17 protein-coding genes are annotated in these 21,870 nt (G+C 42.5%); 3 read left to right on the top strand and 14 right to left on the bottom strand.

Annotation, left to right across the window (positions count from 1 at the left end; all coding sequences use genetic code 11):
* Nucleotides 1–12: 12 nt before the first annotated feature.
* The 10 genes from I6E84_RS00105 to I6E84_RS00060 all read right to left on the bottom strand — a co-directional run bounded on the left by I6E84_RS00105 (nt 13) and on the right by I6E84_RS00060 (nt 10,696).
* A complete protein-coding gene (locus I6E84_RS00105) occupies nt 13–1,290 on the bottom strand; it encodes a CynX/NimT family MFS transporter (RefSeq protein ID WP_197215359.1) in 1,278 nt (425 codons plus the stop codon).
* 356 nt (nt 1,291–1,646) lie between these two features.
* Nucleotides 1,647–1,892, bottom strand: coding sequence for a (Na+)-NQR maturation NqrM (nqrM, locus tag I6E84_RS00100; protein WP_110924429.1), 246 nt, complete (start codon nt 1,890–1,892; stop codon nt 1,647–1,649).
* A 418-nt stretch (nt 1,893–2,310) separates the two neighbouring features.
* On the bottom strand, nt 2,311–3,429 hold the full coding sequence (locus I6E84_RS00095; protein WP_197215357.1) for an FAD:protein FMN transferase: 1,119 nt from the start codon (nt 3,427–3,429) through the stop codon (nt 2,311–2,313).
* A 172-nt stretch (nt 3,430–3,601) separates the two neighbouring features.
* Nucleotides 3,602–4,402, bottom strand: coding sequence for an SDR family NAD(P)-dependent oxidoreductase (locus I6E84_RS00090; RefSeq protein WP_197099429.1), 801 nt, complete (start codon nt 4,400–4,402; stop codon nt 3,602–3,604).
* A 178-nt stretch (nt 4,403–4,580) separates the two neighbouring features.
* A complete protein-coding gene (nqrF, locus tag I6E84_RS00085; protein ID WP_110924426.1) occupies nt 4,581–5,816 on the bottom strand; it encodes an NADH:ubiquinone reductase (Na(+)-transporting) subunit F in 1,236 nt (411 codons plus the stop codon).
* 122 nt (nt 5,817–5,938) lie between these two features.
* The gene (gene nqrE / locus I6E84_RS00080; RefSeq protein ID WP_011281361.1) at nt 5,939–6,547 is read right to left on the bottom strand and encodes an NADH:ubiquinone reductase (Na(+)-transporting) subunit E; all 609 of its coding nucleotides are present in this window, start codon (nt 6,545–6,547) and stop codon (nt 5,939–5,941) included.
* Entirely contained in the window at nt 6,547–7,218 is a 672-nt protein-coding gene (locus I6E84_RS00075; protein ID WP_110924425.1) for an NADH:ubiquinone reductase (Na(+)-transporting) subunit D, read from the bottom strand. Before I6E84_RS00075 ends, nqrE begins: the two co-directional genes overlap by 1 nt.
* A 1-nt stretch (nt 7,219) precedes the next feature.
* Entirely contained in the window at nt 7,220–8,122 is a 903-nt protein-coding gene (locus tag I6E84_RS00070) for a Na(+)-translocating NADH-quinone reductase subunit C (protein ID WP_110924424.1), read from the bottom strand.
* Complete coding sequence (locus tag I6E84_RS00065) at nt 8,103–9,338, bottom strand: NADH:ubiquinone reductase (Na(+)-transporting) subunit B (RefSeq protein ID WP_197215355.1); 1,236 nt, start codon at nt 9,336–9,338, stop codon at nt 8,103–8,105. Before I6E84_RS00065 ends, I6E84_RS00070 begins: the two co-directional genes overlap by 20 nt.
* 5 nt (nt 9,339–9,343) lie before the next feature.
* Nucleotides 9,344–10,696, bottom strand: a complete 1,353-nt coding sequence (locus I6E84_RS00060; RefSeq protein WP_197215353.1) for a Na(+)-translocating NADH-quinone reductase subunit A — start codon at nt 10,694–10,696, stop codon at nt 9,344–9,346.
* A gap of 1,050 nt (nt 10,697–11,746) precedes the next feature.
* On the opposite strand from I6E84_RS00060, the gene hisA reads away from it, so the two are divergent.
* The 3 genes from hisA to I6E84_RS00045 all read left to right on the top strand — a co-directional run bounded on the left by hisA (nt 11,747) and on the right by I6E84_RS00045 (nt 14,672).
* On the top strand, nt 11,747–12,487 hold the full coding sequence (hisA, locus tag I6E84_RS00055; RefSeq protein WP_197099428.1) for a 1-(5-phosphoribosyl)-5-[(5-phosphoribosylamino)methylideneamino]imidazole-4-carboxamide isomerase: 741 nt from the start codon (nt 11,747–11,749) through the stop codon (nt 12,485–12,487).
* A 59-nt stretch (nt 12,488–12,546) separates the two neighbouring features.
* Nucleotides 12,547–14,175 carry a mechanosensitive ion channel family protein gene (locus tag I6E84_RS00050; RefSeq protein ID WP_197215351.1) on the top strand — a complete coding sequence of 543 codons (1,629 nt, stop codon included), beginning with the start codon at nt 12,547–12,549 and terminating at the stop codon, nt 14,173–14,175.
* Nucleotides 14,176–14,363: 188 nt separating this feature from the next.
* Nucleotides 14,364–14,672 (top strand): hypothetical protein, encoded by a 309-nt coding sequence (locus I6E84_RS00045; protein WP_197215349.1) that lies wholly within the window; start codon nt 14,364–14,366, stop codon nt 14,670–14,672.
* Between the two features lie 105 nt (nt 14,673–14,777).
* Here I6E84_RS00045 and rnr read toward each other — a convergent pair whose 3' ends face one another.
* The 4 genes from rnr to thrS all read right to left on the bottom strand — a co-directional run bounded on the left by rnr (nt 14,778) and on the right by thrS (nt 21,228).
* On the bottom strand, nt 14,778–17,042 hold the full coding sequence (rnr, locus tag I6E84_RS00040; protein WP_110924418.1) for a ribonuclease R: 2,265 nt from the start codon (nt 17,040–17,042) through the stop codon (nt 14,778–14,780).
* A 141-nt stretch (nt 17,043–17,183) separates the two neighbouring features.
* Complete coding sequence (locus tag I6E84_RS00035; RefSeq protein WP_197215347.1) at nt 17,184–18,428, bottom strand: toxic anion resistance protein; 1,245 nt, start codon at nt 18,426–18,428, stop codon at nt 17,184–17,186.
* 338 nt (nt 18,429–18,766) lie between these two features.
* Complete coding sequence (gene infC, locus I6E84_RS00030) at nt 18,767–19,270, bottom strand: translation initiation factor IF-3 (RefSeq protein ID WP_010197324.1); 504 nt, start codon at nt 19,268–19,270, stop codon at nt 18,767–18,769.
* 23 nt (nt 19,271–19,293) lie between these two features.
* Entirely contained in the window at nt 19,294–21,228 is a 1,935-nt protein-coding gene (gene thrS, locus I6E84_RS00025; protein WP_110924416.1) for a threonine--tRNA ligase, read from the bottom strand.
* Nucleotides 21,229–21,870: the final 642 nt, after the last annotated feature.

The raw sequence follows: 21,870 nt of genomic DNA, 5'->3' as shown, positions 1-21,870 counted from the left end.
TAATCGTAACTATTAAAACTTTTTACCATCGACCATAACAGGACGACTGACCAGCCACGCAATCACCACGTTCATCACCATTAACACTAAGATAAGTAGCAGGGGTAAATCCCAGCTACCCGTCGCTTCATGTAGCCAACCAGTACCCAACGGACCAAAAAACGCAATCAAATAACCGACGGCTTGTGCCATCCCAGACAGCTCACTTGATTGATTGGTGGTATAAGTCCGTAACGAGAATAGCATCATACTCAAGGTAAAAATCGCTGAGCAACCAATGCCCATCATACCTGACCATAGCCAAGCCAAATTCGGTGATAAGTAACTGACGCCTAATACTCCGATGACATTTAATACCGACGCAAACACCGCTAGCGCTTGAATAGGACGACCACGGTTGATCAGCCACGTTAGGCTTAAGATAGATATCGGTGCCATAAATTGGAACACCGAAGCCATATGTCCTGCCCGAACAGCGGATAACCCTTTATCAATCCAAATGGATGGTAAGAAGCTGGCGACGGTATAGAATAGCAATGATTGCAAACCCATAAAGATGGCGATTTGCCAAGCAAAAGACAGACGCCATATAGATTTGCTAGATGTGTCGGAAGAAGCTGACGTGGGTAGGACGGCTGTTTGATGGCTAGATGACCCTAAACGCAAGCGCAAAAAAATCCAGAAAATAATCGCAAAGATACCCAAAATTGCCCAGCCACCCAGTGCCCATTGCCAGCCTACTTGCTCGGACAAGGGTAATACTACGCCCGAGACAATGCCTGCGGTCGCCGTCATAGTCAGACTAAACAGTCCTGTTATCAATGGGATATGTTTGGGTGTACGCTGTTTGATGATAGGTGCTGCTAAGGTATTGGCAAAACCGATAGCCAATGTCAGTAATAACGTACCAACCAAAAACCAATTCCAAGTCGGCACAATACTGCGAATAATCATACCAGCGGTTAATAGCGCAATCATCGCAATCAGTGTGTTTTCTAGACCGAATCGCTTACCAATGGCTGGTGAGATCAATGCACCAATGGCAAACCCTAGCATCGGCACTGCCCCTAGCCAGCCAATTTGCGTCTCGGAGATATTGAGTGCGTCTTTTACGACTGGCGCAATAGAGCCTAGTGCTACGATAGGCGCTCGCATATTGCTGGCAAGTAAAATCATGGCACATAATATGAGCCAAAACGTGAAACGCGAAGAAGGCAGCTTCAATGGCGAGGCGCTATCTACATGAGACTGTGATGGCAAATTCGGCTGAGAGTGAGAAGAGGTAGGCATAACAGGACGACTATTATTAGAATAAGGAAAAGAACACGTTGTTAAACCGCGCCGAAGAATCGTCGCGGTTTAACAACACCAAAGAAAATGCACTTAGAGAGTGACTAATATGGCAAATCAGAATAGTAAAACAGAATCGCAAATTAAAAATAGAAATACGTGCAGAGTACAAAATATGAGTCGTGACTTTGAAAAGAACTATATGACTTAAGCGATATAACCTGAGCAACATGATTTGAGTAATATAATAAAAATAGCGCCAGTCCTTTTCAAAGAACTAGCGCTATTATAAGAACAGATGTCAGGCAAATACTACCAGCGTATGGTAACAAACGCGGTGTATATAAGGATTAAGTCTATACCGACTTGCCTAATTGAGCGGCTTTAAGCGCGTTCTCTTGCTGTTCAGCGATGATAGAATCGCACTTATTGGGATCATCGCCGCAGTATGAGCATTTTTCGTTGCCCATAAGTTTAGCAACACCGCCACAAGACCCTCTAAGTGGTGTCTTTTTTACCATATAACCGATACCCATAAAAACAAAAAATAGGACAAATACAGTAAAAGTAATAGCGAGCATGGGAAGCAATTGGCTAAGCATAGTGGGCACCTCAGTTCTCAAAATAGGGTAGTTATCTTTATGATAACGATATATCTTCAACATTATCTACATAATAGTATAGCAAATTTTTGTTTCGCTCGTTTATACCTATCGTGTTAGTTCATGTATTATTAGGGCGTGTTGAGCATTCACAGATAGGCACTGCTGATCGCTAAAACAGTTCCAGACAAGGCGTAAAACGACGGTAATGCTCATGCCTTAACGAGATTTACAACGCAGTATGGGGCCGTTTTAGCATCAGCTCCAATACCAACAGAAGGAGACAGGACTATTTTTCGCCATTTCATTGTTAAAATATAGACGCTTAGAATGACTAAACTTACTATTTTTAACGTCGAACTGTCTAAAAAATAGTCTCTGTCAGTGCTATGGTTGAGTGCTCAACACGCCCTAGCACCTAAGACTTTTTATCAGCGCGTAGAGCTTGCATGGCAGGTGTTTCTATCACTTGCCAATCATCGATGCTATCGTCGGTATTGTTTGTTTTTGCATTGTCAGTCAAGACGACAAACATAGCAGCTAGGTTTTGTTCTTTAGCAGTTTCTAAGGCCTTCTGATAAGGCATCGCAGTGAGTGCGGTGGCCCATGCATCAGCCAGTGCAACTGAGTCAGCGGCCACGGTGACAGAAGGTGCGCCACCAGCGATAGGCTCTCCAGTGGTGGGATCAATCGTATGGCTATAACGTTTACCATCAAAGATGACGGAATTACGATAATTGCCAGACGTCGCTAAATGCATTTTATTGTGTGTATTGATTGGTTGGCGAATGACCGATATCGTCTCGCGCTCGCTCACTGTGCTACCTTCAATAGGCGCATCTATTGCAATTTGCCATGGCTGCTTTTGATTATTGACACCAGCGGTCGAAATCTCACCCCCAATCTCGACCATATAATTGCGAATCTTATAATCTTCTCTCAACACGTCAGCGATGACATCGACGCCATAGCCTTTTGCCACTGCTGAAAAATCAAGTTCGACACCCTCTTTGGTTTTATAGATGGTTTTATCTTTGTGTATGATACTGTCAAAATCTACTAACGCTTTAGCTTGGGCAATCTCTAAGGCCGTCGGTGGGCTCTGTAACCGATCAACGGTCATAGTACTACCAAAGCCCCATGTTTCTACCAATGGCATCACAGTCGGATCAAATGCTCCGCCAGATTGTTCGTACACGATACGTGAGACGTCGAGCACGTGACTAAAATCTGCATCGATAATGATGGATGTCTCTTTGCCCAATTGATTAAATTTAGAGATAGTCGAGTCTGCTTGATAGGTAGACATACTGTCATTGATTTGCTTCAGGCGTTTATCGATTGATGCTTGTATGGTCGCTTCATCGACATCATCAGGCAGCTGATAGCTAATGTGATAGCTCGTGCCCATCGTCTCCCCAGCCAAATAGTCGTAATCTGGTGTTTGCTGGCAAGCGGTGAGGCTAAGCGCACTGACAAGAGCGATGATGCTGTAGCCTGTACGAGTTGTTTTAGTAGAAAGTATTATCGTTTTCATAAGCTTTTTGCTATAGCAGAGGAGTGAGAGGTGTAAAATAAACTGTGCTTATTTTACACCTCTTGCTACCGATAACGCCAATTGCTTTGAGCGTAAACAACATTTTTGCTAGTAATATTAGACACTAATATCACTATGTATTCATAGCTAATGCTAGAGGGTTGCACCTTGCTTAGGTCACTTTTGACTCACGAATGAGTTTGTACAGTTTGGGCGGAGATATGCGATTGACCTTGGTTGCGAACTTCTCTTTTGGACCAGAAATAACAATATATTCTTCTTCTTTTAATAGCGCTTTGACGGCTTGCTTAGCAAATACTGCGGCAGTCAACCCTTTCTTAGTGGCATAATCCATCGTACCCTGCGTGCTACCATCTCCAGTCAACGCATTGATAGATACATTGGTTTGGATAAACCCTGGGAATATAGTGGCGACTTCTATACCTTGATCATGTAATTCAGCACGCAAACTGTTCGCCCACATATGAATAGCGGCTTTGGCAGCACTGTAAGCACCGCGATACTGAGTACCTAGTAGACCTGCGATACTCGATATCATGACTATTTTACCGCCACCTTGTGCGATCATCTTTGGTAATACCAGTCTGGTCAGACGTGTTTGTGCAAAGTAATCTATTTCCATCAATTGCCGTTCGACGTCTTCTGTGGTGTCCATGATTAATGAGCGTTGACTGATGCCAGCATTATTAATCAGCCAATCAATTTTACCTGCCTGCTGAATAGCGGACTCATACGCTATTTTTGTCTGACTGGTATCACCAATATCGAATGGGATGACAATATGGTTTTTGCTACCTTTACAGTTTTTTCTGACCGCTTCTAGTTTCTCTTGATCACGGCCACTCAGTATAATTCTGGCGCCTCGCTTGGCGAAAGAGATAGCGAGTGCTTGACCAATACCGCTAGAGGCACCAGTAATCCAAATGGTTGATTTTTTAATATTGGTTTTCATAAGATTCCTTTCTTAACATGTGAATAGTTCATGATATAGGATGATAAGTGCTCGCGACTAGTTAAATTTGTAGCCTTACACTACATCCAAAAAATACGATTATCAGAAACAAAAAAAGAGCCTCAATTGAGACTCTTTTTTATAGTATTAACTTAATCGTACTTCCTAACCAGTAGGTTTAACCACCAAAGTCATCAAGCATGATGTTTTCATCTTCAACACCCATGCTATGTAGCATGTCGATGACCGCAGCATTCATCATCGGTGGCCCACACATGTAATATTCACAGTCTTCTGGGTTTGGATGACCTTTCAGATACTCTTCTAATAAGACGTTATGGATAAAGCCGGTGTAGCCTGTCCAGTTGTCTTCAGGAAGTGGATCTGATAGTGCCACATGCCACTCAAAGTTAGAAAAATCTTCTTGAAGTTGATCATAGTCTTCAACGTAGAACATCTCGCGAATAGAGCGTGCACCATACCAAAAGCTGATTTTACGGTCTGTATTCAAACGCTTAAGCTGATCGAAAATGTGCGAGCGCATTGGTGCCATACCTGCACCACCGCCGACGAAGATCATTTCAGCTTCGGTTTTCTTAGCAAAGAACTCACCGTAAGGACCCGATACCGTTACTTTATCGCCAGGTTTTAAGCTAAATGTCCAAGAAGACATCTTACCTGGAGGGATACCGTCTGGACCACGTGGTGGTGGACTTGCGATACGGATGTTGAACTTGATAAGACCTTTTTCTTCAGGATAGTTGGCCATTGAATAAGCACGAATAACTGGCTCATCAACTTTTGACACATAATTAAAGATGCCAAATTTATCCCAATCTTCGCGGTATTCTTCTGCAACATCAAAGTCTTTATAGTGCACTTCATGCGGTGGCGCTTCTAGCTGTACATAACCACCAGCGCGGAAGTTAACTTCTTCGCCTTCAGGAATTTTTAGTACCAGCTCTTTAATGAAAGTGGCAACGTTATCGTTAGAGACAACCTCACACTCCCATTTTTGTACATCAAAAAACTCAGGGTCAATCTCGATTTTCATGTCTTGCTTAACAGCTACCTGACAAGCTAAGCGCATGTGATTGCGGATTTCGCCTTGAGTAAAATAGCCTTCTTCAGTCGGCAAGATCGAACCGCCGCCTTCAATAACGCGGCAACGACACTGCGCACAGGTACCACCGCCACCACATGCTGAAGATAAGAAAATACCTTCGCTCGCAAGTGTTTGCAGTAGTTTACCGCCCGCTGGTGTCACGACGTCATTATCGGAATTATCATTGATATGGATGGTAACATCGCCTGAACTGACCAGTCTTGAGCGCGCCGCCAAAATAATGGCGACAAGGCCCATGATGATCAAGGTAAACATAGCAACGCCACCAATCGCCGTAGCGTAATCCATGGTAGGTATCCTTAATCTATGGAGTAGGGGAGCGAAAGAACGTCATAACGTTTTTCTGAACCCCTACCGAATAAATGAATTAAATAGGTCAAATCGCTAAATAAGTGTTTAAGCTTAGCGGTCTAAATTGACATACCGCCGAAAGACATAAAGCCAAGTGACATCAGACCAACGGTGATAAACGTTATACCAAGACCACGCAGAGGTGCTGGGATATCTGAGTATTTCAGTTTTTCACGGATACCAGCCAATGCGGTAATCGCTAATGCCCAACCAAAACCTGCACCCACACCATAAACGACTGATTCGCCGAAGTTATAGTCACGCTCAACCATAAATAGTACACCACCTAAGATAGCGCAGTTTACAGTGATGAGTGGTAAGAAAACACCAAGGGCGTTGTATAGACTAGGAACGAACTTATCCAAGAACATCTCTAGAATCTGTACGGTAGCGGCAATAAGACCAATATAACTAAGCAAACCTAAGAAGCTTAAATCGATATCAGGGAAACCTGCCCATGCCAGTGCACCATCTTTTAGGATGAACTGGAATAGTAAGTTGTTTAATGGAACCGTAATCGCCATGACGACGACGACGGCAACACCAAGACCAATAGCGGTTGAAACCTTCTTCGATACTGCCAAGAAAGTACACATACCTAGGAAGTAGGCAAGCGCCATATTCTCAATAAAGACTGAGGTTATAAATAAACTAACATAATGTCCCATTAGTGACCGCCTCCATGTGCCATGCCTTTAGACTGCGGCTTCATTACAAATTCAGCTTCTTCAACCTGTTCTGGTTTCCAAATACGGACGATGACAATGAACAAAGCAATGATAAAGAATGCTGACGGTGGCAACAATAATAGGCCGTTTGGTATGTACCAGCCGCCGTCAGTCACTGGTTGTAAGATAGTGATACCGAACCAAGTGCCTGCGCCTAGTAGCTCACGGATAGTGGCAACGAACAGTAGTACCGCAGAGTAACCAAGACCATTACCAATACCATCTAAAAAGCTTGGTACTGGTGGGTTGCTCATGGCAAACGCTTCAGCACGACCCATCACGATACAGTTAGTGATAATCAGACCAACGAAAACTGACAAGCCTTTACTCACATCATAAGCGACAGCTTTTAGTACCTGATCGACCAAGATAACCAATGAAGCAATGATGGTCATCTGCACGATGATACGAATACTTGATGGAATTTGTTTACGAATAATCGAGATAAAGAAGCTCGAAAATGCCGTTACCAGTGTCAATGCTACACACATAACCATGGCGTTGGCCATGCTCGTGGTGACCGCTAGTGCCGAACAGATACCTAAGATCTGTAGGGCAATAGGGTTATTATCAAAGACAGGCGAGGTTAAAATACTTTTAGTGTCAGCCATGTTAAGCCTCCTTGCCGTTTGCTACTGGTAGTTTTGCTGCCAGTTCGGTTTTAGGTTGAGCGGTTTTCTTTGATTGATTTGCTTGTGTTTCTGCAGTATCAACTGTCTGACCACCCTCTTTGCGCAGCATATCTAGATAAGGCTTATAACCTTGCTCGCCTAACCAAAACTGAATCATGTTACTGACACCGCGGCTAGTCAATGTCGCACCACTGATACCATCAACCCAGTTGTCTTTTGGATTACCTGCTTTGGTTACACCAGTGGCAACGTCACCATTCTCATCATAAGATTGGATACCAGTCCACTTGGCACGCCACTCTGGCTCTTCGATACGAGCACCCAAACCTGGGGTTTCTTTATGCTCATAGAAGCTGATACCTTTGATAGTATTCATGTCGCTCTCTAGCGTCAAGAAACCATAGATAGTACCCCATAGTCCGTAACCTTGAATAGGCAGTACGACTACTTCAGGTTGACCAGCATCGTCTTTTTTGACATAGACTTTGGCATATTTAGGCTTACGACCGATACCCGCAGGATCATCGTTACCTAGGTCGTCACTCAATGCTTGATTTTTAGTCGCTTGAGTAGCGTCATAAGCATTACGATCAGGGATACCCGCGTCTGCTAGCGTTGCATCATCGACATAATTGCCTTTACTTAAGTCAATAATTTCGACATCAAAGTCTTTGAATCGTTCGGCAACATCATCTTGTGTGTCAGACTCAGCATCGTACATGTCGGCCGCGACTAAGATGTTTTTGTTACGGTCTAAACGCGCGTTTTCAAGCTGTGCTGGCTTTAGGCCAACCGCAACGGCTGAGACCAATACTGAACACACCAAGCATAGCGTTAATGCCACACTGATGGTTTTCGCATTATTACTTTTGGGCTTGGACATAACGAACCCTCCGAGCTGTTTGGCGTTTGATGTTTGCTTGGGTCACAAAATAATCAAACAATGGCGCAAATAAGTTGGCGAATAGAATGGCCAGCATGATGCCTTCTGGGAAAGCTGGGTTGATGACACGAATCAATACCGTCATAAAACCAATCAAGATACCATAAGCCCAACGGCCTTTATTGGTATGTGCAGCTGAGACTGGATCGGTTGCCATAAACACCGCACCGAAGGCAAAACCACCGATGACTAAGTGCCAATAGAATGGCAAGTTCATCATCATGTTGTCTTTAGAGCCAATCATGTTGAAGATAAGCGAGGTAGCCACAAGACCAACCACACAACCTGTCATGATGCGCCATGAGGCAATACGCGTCCATAGTAGAACAACGGCACCCATTAAGATTGCTAGTGTTGATACTTCACCGATACTGCCTTGCATGTTACCGAAGAATGCATCACTCCACGTGATCGCATTACCATAGACATCGACGAAATCTTGAGGAGAGACACCAAGTGCCGCAAGACCGAGAGGCGTTGCTCCTGAGAAACCATCAACCGCTGTCCATACAGAGTCACCAGACATATAGGCTGGATAAGCAAAGTATAGGAATGCACGACCCGATAGGGCAGGGTTAAGGAAGTTTTTACCTGTACCACCGAATACTTCTTTGGCTACGACCACACCAAAGATAATACCCAAGGCAACTTGCCATAAAGGAATATCTGGTGGTAGACATAGTGCAAATAGTACCGAGGTCACAAAGAAGCCCTCGTTGACTTCATGCCCGCGCACGACGGCAAAGATAATCTCACAGAGAATACCAACGGCAAATGTCACAAGGTAAATAGGTAGGAACTGCATCGCACCGTAGACAAAACTTGCCCAGACACTGTCTGGGTTATAGCCTGCCATGCTAGTGATAACAGTGCGCCAGCCTTCAGGCTGCAAGCCAAGCTGAGCAACCGCAGTTAGCGCTTGATGACCGATATTGTACATACCCCAAAACATCGCTGGGAAAGTACATAGCCATACAGTAATCATAATGCGCTTTAGATCAATCCCGTCGCGTACATGTGATGACGCGTATGTGGTTGAGTCTGGTTGACGCAAAAACGTATCAAACATCTCAAAGATGGCATAGTATTTTTCGTGTTTGCCGCCTTTGGTAAAAGATGGCTCCATACGATCGAACATATTGTGTAAAAATTTCATCGTGGTTAGCCCTCCAGTTCGATGCGCGTTAAGTTATCACGCAAGATATCACCGAATTCATATTTGCCAGGAGATACAAAGGTGCATAGTGCCAAATCTTCTTCATCCAATTCAAGTACGCCTAAATCTACAGCGACCAACATGTCTTCGACAATCAATGCGCGTAGCAGTTGGGTTGGCAGATAGTCTTGAGGCATGACTTCTTCATAGACACCAATTGGCACCATCGCTCGCGGTGAGCCATTACTCGTGGTGGTGAAGTTGTACTTTTTGCCACCAAAAAACTGAGAGATATAGATAGGCAGCTTTGAGAAGCGGTTTTTACCTGGCGTAAAGAAGTGGAACGCTGGGCGCTCATGACCTTCCGTTAGCACACTGATCTGATTGTGAAAACGACCAATATAGGCAATATTGCTAAACACTTTGCGACCAGATAATACCGAACCTGAAATGATACGGTTCTCGCCAGCTGCTAGCTGACCTTTGGTCAAGGCAGTAATATCAGCGCCGCGCTCAGTCATAACCAAGTGTGGTTTACTGACAGAAGGGCCTGCTAAGCTAATCAAGCGAGGCGTATATAGACGGCCGGTGGTAAATAGCTTACCAATTGCAATCACATCTTGATAGCCAATCGTCCAGACGCTCACGCCACGCATGATTGGATGCAAGAAATGAATATGCGTACCTGCCAGACCAGCTGGATGCTTACCAGCAAAGCCATGATACTCAGTGACGTTATTCGCAGCAGTTTTTGCGACTGGTGTCAGCTGGGCATTACCATGATGGCAGACAAACGTCTTTGGGCTGAGTGTCGACAACACAGCAAGACCATCATTGAACGCTTGTAGCTGCTCATTGATCAGCAACATCGGATCAAACGCTAGGGGACTGGTATCTATAGCAGTGACAAAGATGGCATGAGGACGGGCACCGATTTCTGGCGTACGGCTAAAGGGGCGCGTGCGAAACGCAGTCCATTCGCCAGAGGCAAGTAATTGGGTTTCGACAACTTCAGAGTCTAGGTCAGCCAGTTGCTGGGAGTCATAGCGCTCGAAGTCTACTTCTTCACCTTTTGGGTCGACCGCAATAACGAGGCTCTCAAACACACGACGGTCACCGCGTTTAATCGCGACAACTTTACCAGCAGCAGGGGCAGTGTAGATAACGCCTGCACGTTTTTTATCTTCAAAAACGGGCTGACCTTTTGCTACGATGTCACCTTCTTTGACATTCATCGTGGGCTTCATACCGATATAATCATAGCCAATAAGGGCTACGTGTGTCGGTTGGTGCTCAGATATCTCGCGGGAGGGTTCGCCGGTGATGGGCAAATCCAAACCTTTTTTGATGGTAATCATAAGCGAAAACTTAGTCCATAGTCTAAAACGATACCAGACTTCCTGTTTGGTACATCGGTAGCATGAAGATATGCATCATTTAATAAAGCACTCACTCACCTATTCCTATAATAGGATGGTGATAGAGTTTTCTAAAAATAAAGCACGATCATAACTACTATTAAGAGTATTAACGCTGACCTTAGACTCCTTAACAACACGTTAATGTCTTATTCGAATTACCAAAGTGGCGACTGGCTACCAAGGTGTATATTAAAACCATCCAATTAAAAACCATCGCTAAAGCAGTTAGCTAAAAGTGACAGTTCTTAAGATAAACAACTTTATCATACGTTTCATTGAAAATTAAAATTCTTAATACCAGTATTGTAGACCCTACTTATGAGTTCAGTATCCTAGAAAAGATACTTAATTGAATAAGTATGTAGCCAAATAACGATCTATTGAGATAGATGATAAACTGGTAAAAAGACAAACTGGCTAAGCAATTAACAAGCAGTGTGCACTTATCGTATAATATTGCTATAAAGCCAATAATAGCTATTTTAGTGTCGTTGACCAGTGATAAAGACAATATGAAAACGTTAGGAAAGGTATTTAATTAGAGTGTGTAATACTGCAGGGTAATCTGTTTCGATCGACCAGTTGAGATTTCTAATATAACCTTTCTTAGCAAGAAGTCAGCCAATATCATGTAAATGTATTTAGCTCTTACTCGATTCATCCTGACCGCTAATCTTTTTTTAGTCGTGATTGACCTAATAAAAATATAACGTATGGTTACTATCACATAGAAACAAATAAAATTTACCTAGGATTATACGCTAAATTGACCTAAAATTGCCAGTCAGGAATTCAATTTACCTAATGTTTTCAATGGCTGTAATTATAAAAACTTATAGTTATCACTTTTAGTTTTAATGTCATGAATACAGTTTTGAGCAATATTTTTTATCATTATTTAGCGTGTGTTGAGAAATCAATACACCATAATATTCAAAGTTTAGTTTTTCAAATTTATTCAATATTTTGTTTTATAAGGAATGCGATATGTGTGCTGTGCCTGTCATTATCCCGGCGATTGATTTAAAAGATGGTAAATGTGTACGCTTAAAACAAGGCCGTATGGAAGATGATACGGTATTCTCTGATGATCCAGTGGCGATGGCAGCACGCTGGGTAGAGGAAGGTGCACGCCGACTGCATTTGGTCGATTTGAATGGTGCTTTTGATGGTGTACCTGTTCATAGACAAGTAGTCAACGATATCACCAAAGCTTATCCGAATTTGCCTATTCAACTGGGCGGCGGTGTGCGTAATATGAACACCATTGAACAATATATCACTGCAGGTTTAACTTATATTATTATCGGTACAAAAGCAGTTGAAAACCCTGAGTTTGTCGCAGAAGCTTGCCGCGAATTTCCGGGTCATATCATTGTAGGTATCGATGCAAAAGACGGCATGGTCGCAACCCATGGTTGGGCGAACGTTACTGATACCAAAGCGACTGAGCTTGCCAAGCGTTTTGCTGATGTAGGTGTCTCTTCAATTGTCTATACCGATATTGCCCGTGATGGCATGATGCAAGGCGTCAATGTCGAGCAAACGGTTAACTTGGCTCGTGAAGGCGGTTTACCAGTGATTGCGTCAGGTGGCGTGACCGATATGAAAGATATTGAGCTATTGAAGCCTTATGGTGACTGTATCGAGGGCATCATTACTGGCCGTGCTATTTATGAGGGAACGCTAAGCCTAAGTGAAGCGCAGATTTACCTAGATCGTAAATAAGACACAATGTAGTAGTGAAACTTAGCAATAAAAATCAGTAAAGCTAGCAAAGGATGCTTATGGCAACTCGTTTAGACCTTCCAAGGATACGCAGTTGTCCAAGAGCGTGGTGTCAGATATGGTTGCTATTAAGCCTCCTTTGCTCTTTTCCAGTTTATGCTGTTGGTGAAGAAACCATTGATATCACCAAAGTATCAGAAATAGAGCGTGCAGAAAGCATTGTATCAAATGATATTGCGGAACCAGAAGCTGACATTGTTGAGCTTCCTACGCAGTCATCTGAACCTGAGCCAACTCCATCGCCGGTAATCGTCAGCGAAAGTACCAATAACGCCCAAATTGAAACCACGCCGACCCCGCAAAAAGACAATGACATTCGTCAACGTATCGAAGGTATTTTTTCTGAAATTGATGGGTTACAAGCTGTCAATGTTGTTGTCGCCCAAGGTGTTGTTACCTTAACGGGAGAGACGCCAAACGAAAAGAAAGCACAGCAGGCCATTAATTTAACCAATCGTTTGACAGATGTGGTCACCGTCTCGGATCAGATTGATCGTACACTAGATGTGCAAGATAACGTCACTACTGTCTATCAAGGTCTCAAAGTACAAGCCAAAAATTTAGTCAAAGCCTTACCACTAGTATTGGTCGGTATCATTCTGTTTATATTGGTGAGCTGGTTTGGTAGTTGGTTGTCTAATCGCAAAAGAATGTGGCAACGGTTGACACCTAATCCATTTGTCGCTGAACTACTGTCACAAACCGTCAAAGTCATCTTTATTATATTTGGCCTGATCCTAGCGCTCAGCTTAATAGGAGCAGAGACCATCTTAAGCACATTGCTTGGTGGTGCTGGTGTTATCGGTATTGCGGTTGGTTTTGCGGTCAAAGATACGATTGAAAATTATATCGCATCTTTAATGCTAAGTATTCGCCAACCCTTTCGTGCACGTGATCATATTGTGATTAATGGGCAAGAAGGGATAGTGGTGCGCTTGACTTCACGCGCAACGATATTGATGACACTAGATGGCAATCAGTTACGGATTCCTAATTCTGAAGTTTTCAAAGGTACTATCCTCAATTACACCAAAAATCCTGAACGTCGATTTACCTTTGAGTTGGGCGTCGATGCCAATGATGATCCATTAGCTGCTATCAAGGTTGGATTGGACGCAATACATAGTTTGGCATTCGTATTAGATGAGCCAAAAGCAATTGCTGTCATTAGTAATGTTGGCGACTCTAACATCGTCTTAGAATTTCAAGTTTGGGTAGATCAGTCAGAGACGGACTTTTCAAAAGCACGCAGTATTGCCATTCGTGAGACCAAACACGCACTAGAGGATGAGGGTTTCAGCCTACCTGAACCTATTTATCGATTACGTTTTAATCGTGATTTGGAAAAAGCTTTTGAGCATATGCAAAGCAATCCTTTAAACCATACATCTAACGTGACGGTTACATCGACTGTGCCCGATAGCGTTATAAATGGTGATAGTAGTAATACTGATAATAAGGACAAAAAACAAGCGAAAGCACGTGCCAAGCTTATTTTGCAAGATGACAATGCTAGTGATGTTCTCAGTGCGCGTTCTGATGACAAACTAATGAAAAAGGTTGAGCAAGAGATTGCAGAACGTTCAGATGAGACTGATTTATTAAACAATAATAGCCCGCAAGAGTAACATATAGTCCATCCTCTATAATTGGATACGGTGTCAGGCTCGCTTAGTCTACTATTTGTAGTACTTTCATTCGTCTTCCTTGTATCCAAACCATATTGAATCAACTATATATAGACCAGTTTTAAAATAGGCATAGAAAATGCAACGAAACGTATATCTGATAATTATTCAAATACGAGACATTTTCTATGCAAATGAAACATCTGATTATATTCGCGCTAGTTGGCATGGTAGCCTTACTTGGCTTTAATCTTATTAATGGTAGTCAACGTGATAAAAATAGAGAAGCGCTCGTCAGTAGCGTAACATCTGAGCATAGTGATATCAGCGCAGAAATACCTGAGACTCACATCGAAGCAAGCAGCTCTGATGCTATCACTAGCAAGCCATTGGGTGAGCAGCCTAAAGCCATCCTTGACAGTGCCACGACTCAAATAGATCAAGCTCAACAAACAGAACAGAAAAACCTAGAAGAGATGGATAACACTACACAGTAGCCAGTCTGCATTAGGTAAGTACCACGCATTTATATGAATAGTGAGACATAAAAAAAGGCTAACGATGACGTTAGCCTTTTTTATATTTTGAGCGTCTAACCAAAACTAGCCTTTCTTATTAGCGCCTTTACTACGACTGCTACTTCTCTTGGCTGGGCTCTTTTTAGCAGGTGCTTTTTTCGTCTGATTCATTTCACTAGATTGCAGTTTGGCTTTTAAATCAAAGTCAATTTGCAATAGATCCATGTTCACGCCAGCAACTTTAACCTTGACCGAATCACCAAGTCCAAACAAAGTGCCTTTGTCTTTACCAATCAGTTGTTGCTGCTGCTCATCATAGACAAAGAAGTCATCGCCGACATTTGAGATATGAACCAAACCATCGATATATAAGTCGGTCAATGTCACAAATAGACCGAAGCTAGTAACGGTAGTCACCACACCTTCGAACTCTTCGCCGACATGGTCTTTCATGTAATGACATTTGAGCCAAGACTCTACATAGCGAGAGGCTTTTTCTGCACGGCGTTCTGTATCTGACGTTTGCGTACCAGCACCTTCAAGAGAAAAGTCCATGGCAGGCTGTTGGCTATTAGTCACTTTTGCTTTAATAGCACGATGCAGCATCAGATCAGGATAACGACGAATAGGGGACGTAAAGTGGCTATATTCGTCATATGCCAGACCAAAGTGACCGATATTGTCAGGTGCATAGTTAGCTTGCATCATCGAACGCAATAGCATGCTATGGATACTAATCGCATCGGGTCTGTCTTTAGTCGCTTCAATGATGCGCTGATAATCCGCTTGCGTTGGATTCTCTTCTGGGAAAGATAGGCCAAAGTTCTTTGCGTATTCATGAATACGCATTGATTTTTCACCATCAGGCTTATCATGGTTACGATACAAGACAGGTAGTTCATGCTTGAGCGCAAAGTTCGCTGCACAAGTATTAGCAAGTAACATACATTCTTCGATAAGCTTCTGAGAATCACCACGAGTACGTGGCAGGATAGCCTCGATGCCGCCTTTTTCGTTAAACTTGATATACGTTTCAACGGTTTCAAATTCCATCGCATGACGTTCTTCACGTTTTTTAAGCAGTAGCTCATAAAGCTGATGTAACGTGTCGACAGATTTTTTAACGTCTTTATTACCTGTTAATGATTCAGGCAAGCGCTTATCAGTAGGATTTACCAGATAATCATTTACTTGATTATAGGTTAAACGTGCTTGTGAATGCATGACCGCAGGATAAAACTCATACCCAGTAACCTTGCCTGCGCGTGATATCTTAATATCAGCAACCATACACAGACGATCAAGATTAGGATTCAATGAACACAGACCGTTAGAGAGTACTTCTGGCAACATCGGAATCACGCGATGCGGGAAGTATACTGAGGTACCGCGCTCATAAGCATCTTGGTCAAGTGCTGAATTTGGTGTTACGTAATAGCTCACATCAGCAATCGCTACTAAAACGCGATAGTTACCACCAGATCGTTTTTCAGCAAATACGGCATCATCAAAATCACGTGCATCTTCACCATCAATTGTGACGAGTGGTAAATGACGTAAGTCTGTGCGACCTTTGATGTCTTTTTCAGTCGGCTCTTGATAGCCATCAGCTTGTTTGAGTGTGGCTTCACTGAAGTCTGAAGGGATGTCATAGTTGAGTAGCGTGGTTTCAATAATCAGTTCACGATCATTGTCATCAGACAGGAGTTCCGTGATTTTACCAGTAGCAAACTCATGCTGGTTTGGCCAATCGATGATATCGACTTTGACAGGAGAGCCTTGCTTGGCATTAAACGCTTGTACGTTGTCTTCAGTAACCGTAATCGGCTGATGGTTATTTGGACTGCCAAGCTCGACACAGTAGCCATCATCATCACGAGCTAGTGTACCAATGAAGTTGTTTTGGCGACGTTCAACAACATCGACAATACGCCCTTCGGTACGGCCACGATTGTCTGTTGAAGTACCGACCGCTTCGACAGTGTCGCCATTGAATACCCAACGCATTTGCTTTTCATGCAAAAACAAATCTGGCATATCACTCAAAAGCACAAAACCAAAACCTTTAGGATGCGCAGACACTGTACCAGTGACGACATCTTGCTGAGTCACTGTGCGATAGCGATAAGGACGACCGTCGCGGTTTACTTGTCCATCACGCGCCATTGCTTTTAAGCGATTGCCCAAAGCATCAAACTGGTCTGGATCATCAATGTTAAAGGCTTTTGCCAATTGCTGATGAGTGACTTCGCCATGCTCAGTAATCGTGCTAAGTATTAGCTCACGACTAGGGATGGGATTGTCATATCTTTTTGCCTCGCTTGAGGCGTTTGGATCATTCCAACTCATAAATTACCGTATCTATTTTTAAAATTATTAATAGGGGCTATCTTAACACGAACAACGTGGCAATATCTTGCGTCAATTGTCTTATGTGTGTTCAGTAGCAAGGAGTCGTTACCTTCAATTGGTAACAATTATTGTGATAAATCAAATATCAACATCGACCTTACTTGATTTATTGGTTATCTTTTTACTGTCAATTTCTTTCGAGACTTCTAGCACGGTTGTTTGATTAGACTTGTCGAGATATTTCTGTGCTTTATCGACTTCGCTGGTCAAGGTGTTGACCGTTAGCTTCATGTTTTCTAGCGCTTCAATCTTATAATTGCTAATCATATCCATCGTGTCATAGACATTGTTAAAGGCGTTTTGCAGTTTATCAAGCTCGATACTGCTGCTAGTGGCTTGTTCATGAATTTCACCTGATTGACGTTTTAGCATCGTTGAAGTTGATTCAATTAAGCTACTGGTGGTTTTATTCAACGCAGTGATTTGATCAAGTACCAGTTTCTGATTGGTCATTGCTTGAGCAACAACGACAGCCGTACGTAATGCTGACACAGTAGTTGTTGTAGCACGATCGACGCCTTTGATTAGCTCTAAATTATTACGACGAATAGTATCAAGCGCCAAATAACCTTGTACATTAACAGCTAATTGGGTCAAAAAATCCGTATTCTTTTGACGCACATAAAACAGCATTTCTTCTTTGATAATGCGAGCTTTTTCAGGATCAGTTGCCTCGATTGCATAGATTTTGTGTTCCAACTGCTCATCAATTTTTTTGCCGACATAGACATACTGACGAATAGACTGCATCAGCTCCCACATATTGACTTTTTCTTGCTCAATCATCGCATTGTCTTTGAGCAGCTCGTCTTTACCATTATAAAGACTGGTCACCACAGCATTGATATGTGATTGTGCTGATTCATATTGGCGAAAGTAGTCTTGCACTTTGTTGCCAAATGGAATGAGACCGAATAGCTTGCGTGAGCTGGTCAGCTCCTTTTTACTCGGATCTAAATCTTCTACGATACCGCGCAATTCAGTCAATGACTTGGCAATAGGGGAGTTGTCAAACAAGCTATCATTGAGACTTTTCGCTGGCAAATCCAACATACGGTTAGATACTTGTGCCGATTCACGAATCTCTTTCGTACCCAAGTTATGAATAGATTGCACGTTCTGTCTAAACTCATCGCTATGCACAGAGTTAGTGATAACGTGATCTACGAAAGCGTCAACTTTGGCATCGAGCTCTGGAATCTGGCTTTCATCCAACTTGACCATCTGATCTGCTTCACTTTTCTGTATTTCTTTCACAGGTTCAGGCGGCGTCAAAGAAATACTTGGAGTTGTTGCGTTTTCTGGTGGAGTCAATTCTTGCATGAAGTTTCCTATAATATCTGAAATGGACAGTATTTTTGGTCAATAGCTACAAAAGACGGTAATCGTAAAACACGTTAACAGTAAATGGATGTTTTTATACACTCGATTATAATTATTCGAATGATATAAATGTGGTAAAGCAGACCTTTAGATTAACTGGTAATGAAAAGGTTGAGAAGATAGATTTTGTAAAGTAGCGTCGACTTATTATATTAAAAAAAGACTATTTACAGGCCTAAATATTAAAAAACCATCAATATCCCGCAGCATATTGATGGTTAAGATTACAAGTATCTACATCGACTAACAGCCACAACTAAAGCAATCTGAAAAACAGATTATTTTTTCTTAGTTGGTCCAAGCAGCATACCCATTTGACGACCTTCCATCTTAGGGTACTGCTCGACGTTTGAGATATCAGCGGTATCTTCAATAATACGATCAAGTTGTTTGCGACCGATATCTTGGTGCGCCATTTCACGTCCGCGGAAACGGATGCTAATTTTAACTTTGTCTTGATCTTCCAAGAAGCTAACGATTTTTCTCAGTTTAACCTGATAATCGGCTTCTTCGGTACTTGGACGTAGCTTCATCTCTTTGAGCTGAGTCTGTTTTTGGTTTTTCTTAGCTTCTTTTGCCTTTTGCTTTTGATCATAGAGGAAATGCTTATAATCCATGATTTTGCATACTGGCGGTTTAGCTTCAGGAACTAATTCAACCAAATCTAGACTGTCTTCACGTGCCGCTTTCATCGCGGTGTCGATATCGACCACGCCCATTTGTTCGCCGTCTTCTTTAACCAGACGGACTTCTTTGGCACTGATATCTTCGTTGATGTTCAAACGGTTCGACTGTTTAATAGGTATTACTCCTCATCTGTTTTTGGGGTCTGTCGGCCTTTCTCAGCGACAGCGGTCTGTACTAATGTAATAAATTCAGAAACACTCATCACGCCAAGGTTTTCACCTTCACGCGTTCGGACGTTGACACTGCCCGATTCGACTTCTTTATCCCCTAATACTAGCATATAGGGAATACGTTCTAATGTTTTCTCTCGTATCTTAAATCCAATCTTTTCGTTACGCAAGTCACTAATAGCTCGCAAACCTGCATTTTTTAGTTCACTGACGACGTTTTCACAAGCTTCGCCTTGTTTATCGGTGATATTCATGACAACTACTTGCTGTGGTGCTAGCCATACTGGCATCCAACCGGCATAGTTTTCAATCAATATACCGATGAAACGTTCGAATGAACCCAATATAGCACGGTGCAACATAACAGGTACTTCGCGCTCATTCTGCTCATTGACGAATTCAGCATCTAAACGCTCAGGCATGTTTGGATCAACCTGAATGGTACCGCACTGCCATACACGACCTAATGAGTCTTTTAGACTGAATTCAATCTTTGGACCATAGAATGCACCTTCGCCTGGTAAATAATCCCAGTCAAGGCCTGAGCTATCGAGCGCATCTGACAAGGCTTTTTCTGCAAAATCCCATGACTCATCACTACCAACACGTTTTTCAGGACGAGTTGAGAGTTTCATAATAATGCTATCGAAACCAAAATCTTCATAGACGGCAAGCGTCAGCTTAATAAAGTCAGCCACTTCTTGTTGAATTTGTGCTTGAGTACAGAAGATATGTGCATCATCTTGAGTAAAGCCACGAACACGCATCAAACCATGTAATGAACCTGATGGCTCGTTACGATGACAAGAACCAAATTCTGCCATACGCAAAGGTAGGTCACGGTAAGACTTTAGGCCTTGGTTAAACACTTGCACATGGCAAGGACAGTTCATCGGTTTTACGGCATAATCACGGTTTTCACTAGAGGTCGTAAACATATTGGTGGCATAGTTACCCCAATGTCCAGAACGCTCCCACAAACTACGATCCACGATTTGTGGGGTTTTAATTTCTTCATAGCCATTATCATGTTGCACTTTACGCATATATTGCTCAAGCACTTGATAAATTGTCCAACCATTTGCATGCCAAAACACCATACCAGGTGCTTGCTCTTGCATATGAAACAGATTTAATGCTTTACCAATTTTACGATGGTCACGTTTTTCTGCTTCTTCAATACGCTGAATATAAGCTTTTAGCTGTTTCTTATCTGCCCAAGCAGTACCATAAATACGCTGCAACTGCTCATTTTTCGCATCACCGCGCCAATAAGCGCCAGACATTTTAGTCAGTTTAAATACTTTTAGGAATCGTGTGTTTGGCACGTGTGGGCCACGGCACATATCCACATATTCTTGATGATGATAAAGACCGAAGGCTTCTTCACCTGGCATATCATTGATTAACTTGAGCTTATAATCTTCGTTACGTGACTCAAATATCTCAATTGCTTCTGCACGTGGTGTCATCTTTTTAACGACGTCATAATCTTGCTTGATCAGCTGCATCATGCGCTTTTCAATCGCTTCCATATGCTCAGGGGTAAAAGGCGTCTCACTATAGATGTCATAATAAAAGCCGTCTTCGATTACTGGGCCGATAACCATCTTCACATCAGGGTACAGCTGCTTGACCGCGTGACCTAACAAATGCGCACATGAGTGACGAATGATATCGACACCGTCATCGTCTTTTGGCGTCACGATTTCGACTTTAGCATCAGCAATGATAGGATCATGCGCATCTACCAATTGCCCATCTACACGTCCGGCAACTGTTGCTTTCGCCAGTCCTGTTCCTATACTTTGCGCCACTTCCATGACCGTAGTATTGCCTTCGAAGTTTTTTACGCTACCATCGGGTAAAGTAATCGCTACCATAATCTATTCACCTTTTTGGGTCCGTTGGCAGTGATGATTGCAACAATCAATCATATAACCGTGAGACCACGTCAATTATATCTAACTACTATGATATGTTGTAAGAGATAAGCACGACTTAATAGCACTGTCTTTTACCTTATATAGTATGATGATTAAGCGCCATTTAACAGGCTATAATTAACGCTATATAAGGCAAAACGAACTGCCTTCTCATAAGATGAAGGAGAATGGCTATTAAGCAATGTCATAAAAGCAGCTATTGTAGCAAAAACCGCCTATTAACACTAGATAGGAAGGGGTTAGGTCTGCTTCTATATATAGGTGCACTTTGTACCAATATCAATAGTGATGAATATAGGTAGCGTTAATAGCATATCAATAACCATGATAAGTCTGTAGTGAGAGGTTAAATAGTGGAGATGAGCCTTCTAGTTAATGATATACAGAGGTAAGAGGCTTCCTTAAGGTATAGTTTAAGTATCTACTTAGCTAACCCATTGAAAATTATCGGTTATTCAAAATAGCCTTAAATTAGTTAAAAAACCTCTATAAAAGGCATTGACACAGCACTGGAACTCTATATAATATGCCCCTCATTAGGGAGAACTAGGATTAGGCAGTGTGTATTTACACTGAAAC

The sequence above is a fragment of the Psychrobacter sp. SCQQ22 genome (assembly GCF_015864605.1).
Taxonomy (GTDB): Bacteria; Pseudomonadota; Gammaproteobacteria; order Pseudomonadales; family Moraxellaceae; genus Psychrobacter; species Psychrobacter fozii.
This window is presented reverse-complemented; position numbering and strand designations above follow the sequence as displayed.

Excerpts from the sequence above, each read along its gene's own strand:
- I6E84_RS00105 (WP_197215359.1), bottom strand. The coding sequence starts at position 1,290 with ATGCCTACCTCTTCTCACTCTCAGCCGAATTTGCCATCACAGTCTCAT.
- nqrM (WP_110924429.1), bottom strand. The coding sequence starts at position 1,892 with ATGCTTAGCCAATTGCTTCCCATGCTCGCTATTACTTTTACTGTATTT.
- I6E84_RS00095 (WP_197215357.1), bottom strand. The coding sequence starts at position 3,429 with ATGAAAACGATAATACTTTCTACTAAAACAACTCGTACAGGCTACAGC.
- I6E84_RS00090 (WP_197099429.1), bottom strand. The coding sequence starts at position 4,402 with ATGAAAACCAATATTAAAAAATCAACCATTTGGATTACTGGTGCCTCT.
- nqrF (WP_110924426.1), bottom strand. The coding sequence starts at position 5,816 with ATGGATTACGCTACGGCGATTGGTGGCGTTGCTATGTTTACCTTGATC.
- nqrE (WP_011281361.1), bottom strand. The coding sequence starts at position 6,547 with ATGGGACATTATGTTAGTTTATTTATAACCTCAGTCTTTATTGAGAAT.
- I6E84_RS00075 (WP_110924425.1), bottom strand. The coding sequence starts at position 7,218 with ATGGCTGACACTAAAAGTATTTTAACCTCGCCTGTCTTTGATAATAAC.
- I6E84_RS00070 (WP_110924424.1), bottom strand. The coding sequence starts at position 8,122 with ATGTCCAAGCCCAAAAGTAATAATGCGAAAACCATCAGTGTGGCATTA.
- I6E84_RS00065 (WP_197215355.1), bottom strand. The coding sequence starts at position 9,338 with ATGAAATTTTTACACAATATGTTCGATCGTATGGAGCCATCTTTTACC.
- I6E84_RS00060 (WP_197215353.1), bottom strand. The coding sequence starts at position 10,696 with ATGATTACCATCAAAAAAGGTTTGGATTTGCCCATCACCGGCGAACCC.
- hisA (WP_197099428.1), top strand. The coding sequence starts at position 11,747 with ATGTGTGCTGTGCCTGTCATTATCCCGGCGATTGATTTAAAAGATGGT.
- I6E84_RS00050 (WP_197215351.1), top strand. The coding sequence starts at position 12,547 with ATGGCAACTCGTTTAGACCTTCCAAGGATACGCAGTTGTCCAAGAGCG.
- I6E84_RS00045 (WP_197215349.1), top strand. The coding sequence starts at position 14,364 with ATGCAAATGAAACATCTGATTATATTCGCGCTAGTTGGCATGGTAGCC.
- rnr (WP_110924418.1), bottom strand. The coding sequence starts at position 17,042 with ATGAGTTGGAATGATCCAAACGCCTCAAGCGAGGCAAAAAGATATGAC.
- I6E84_RS00035 (WP_197215347.1), bottom strand. The coding sequence starts at position 18,428 with ATGCAAGAATTGACTCCACCAGAAAACGCAACAACTCCAAGTATTTCT.
- thrS (WP_110924416.1), bottom strand. The coding sequence starts at position 21,228 with ATGGTAGCGATTACTTTACCCGATGGTAGCGTAAAAAACTTCGAAGGC.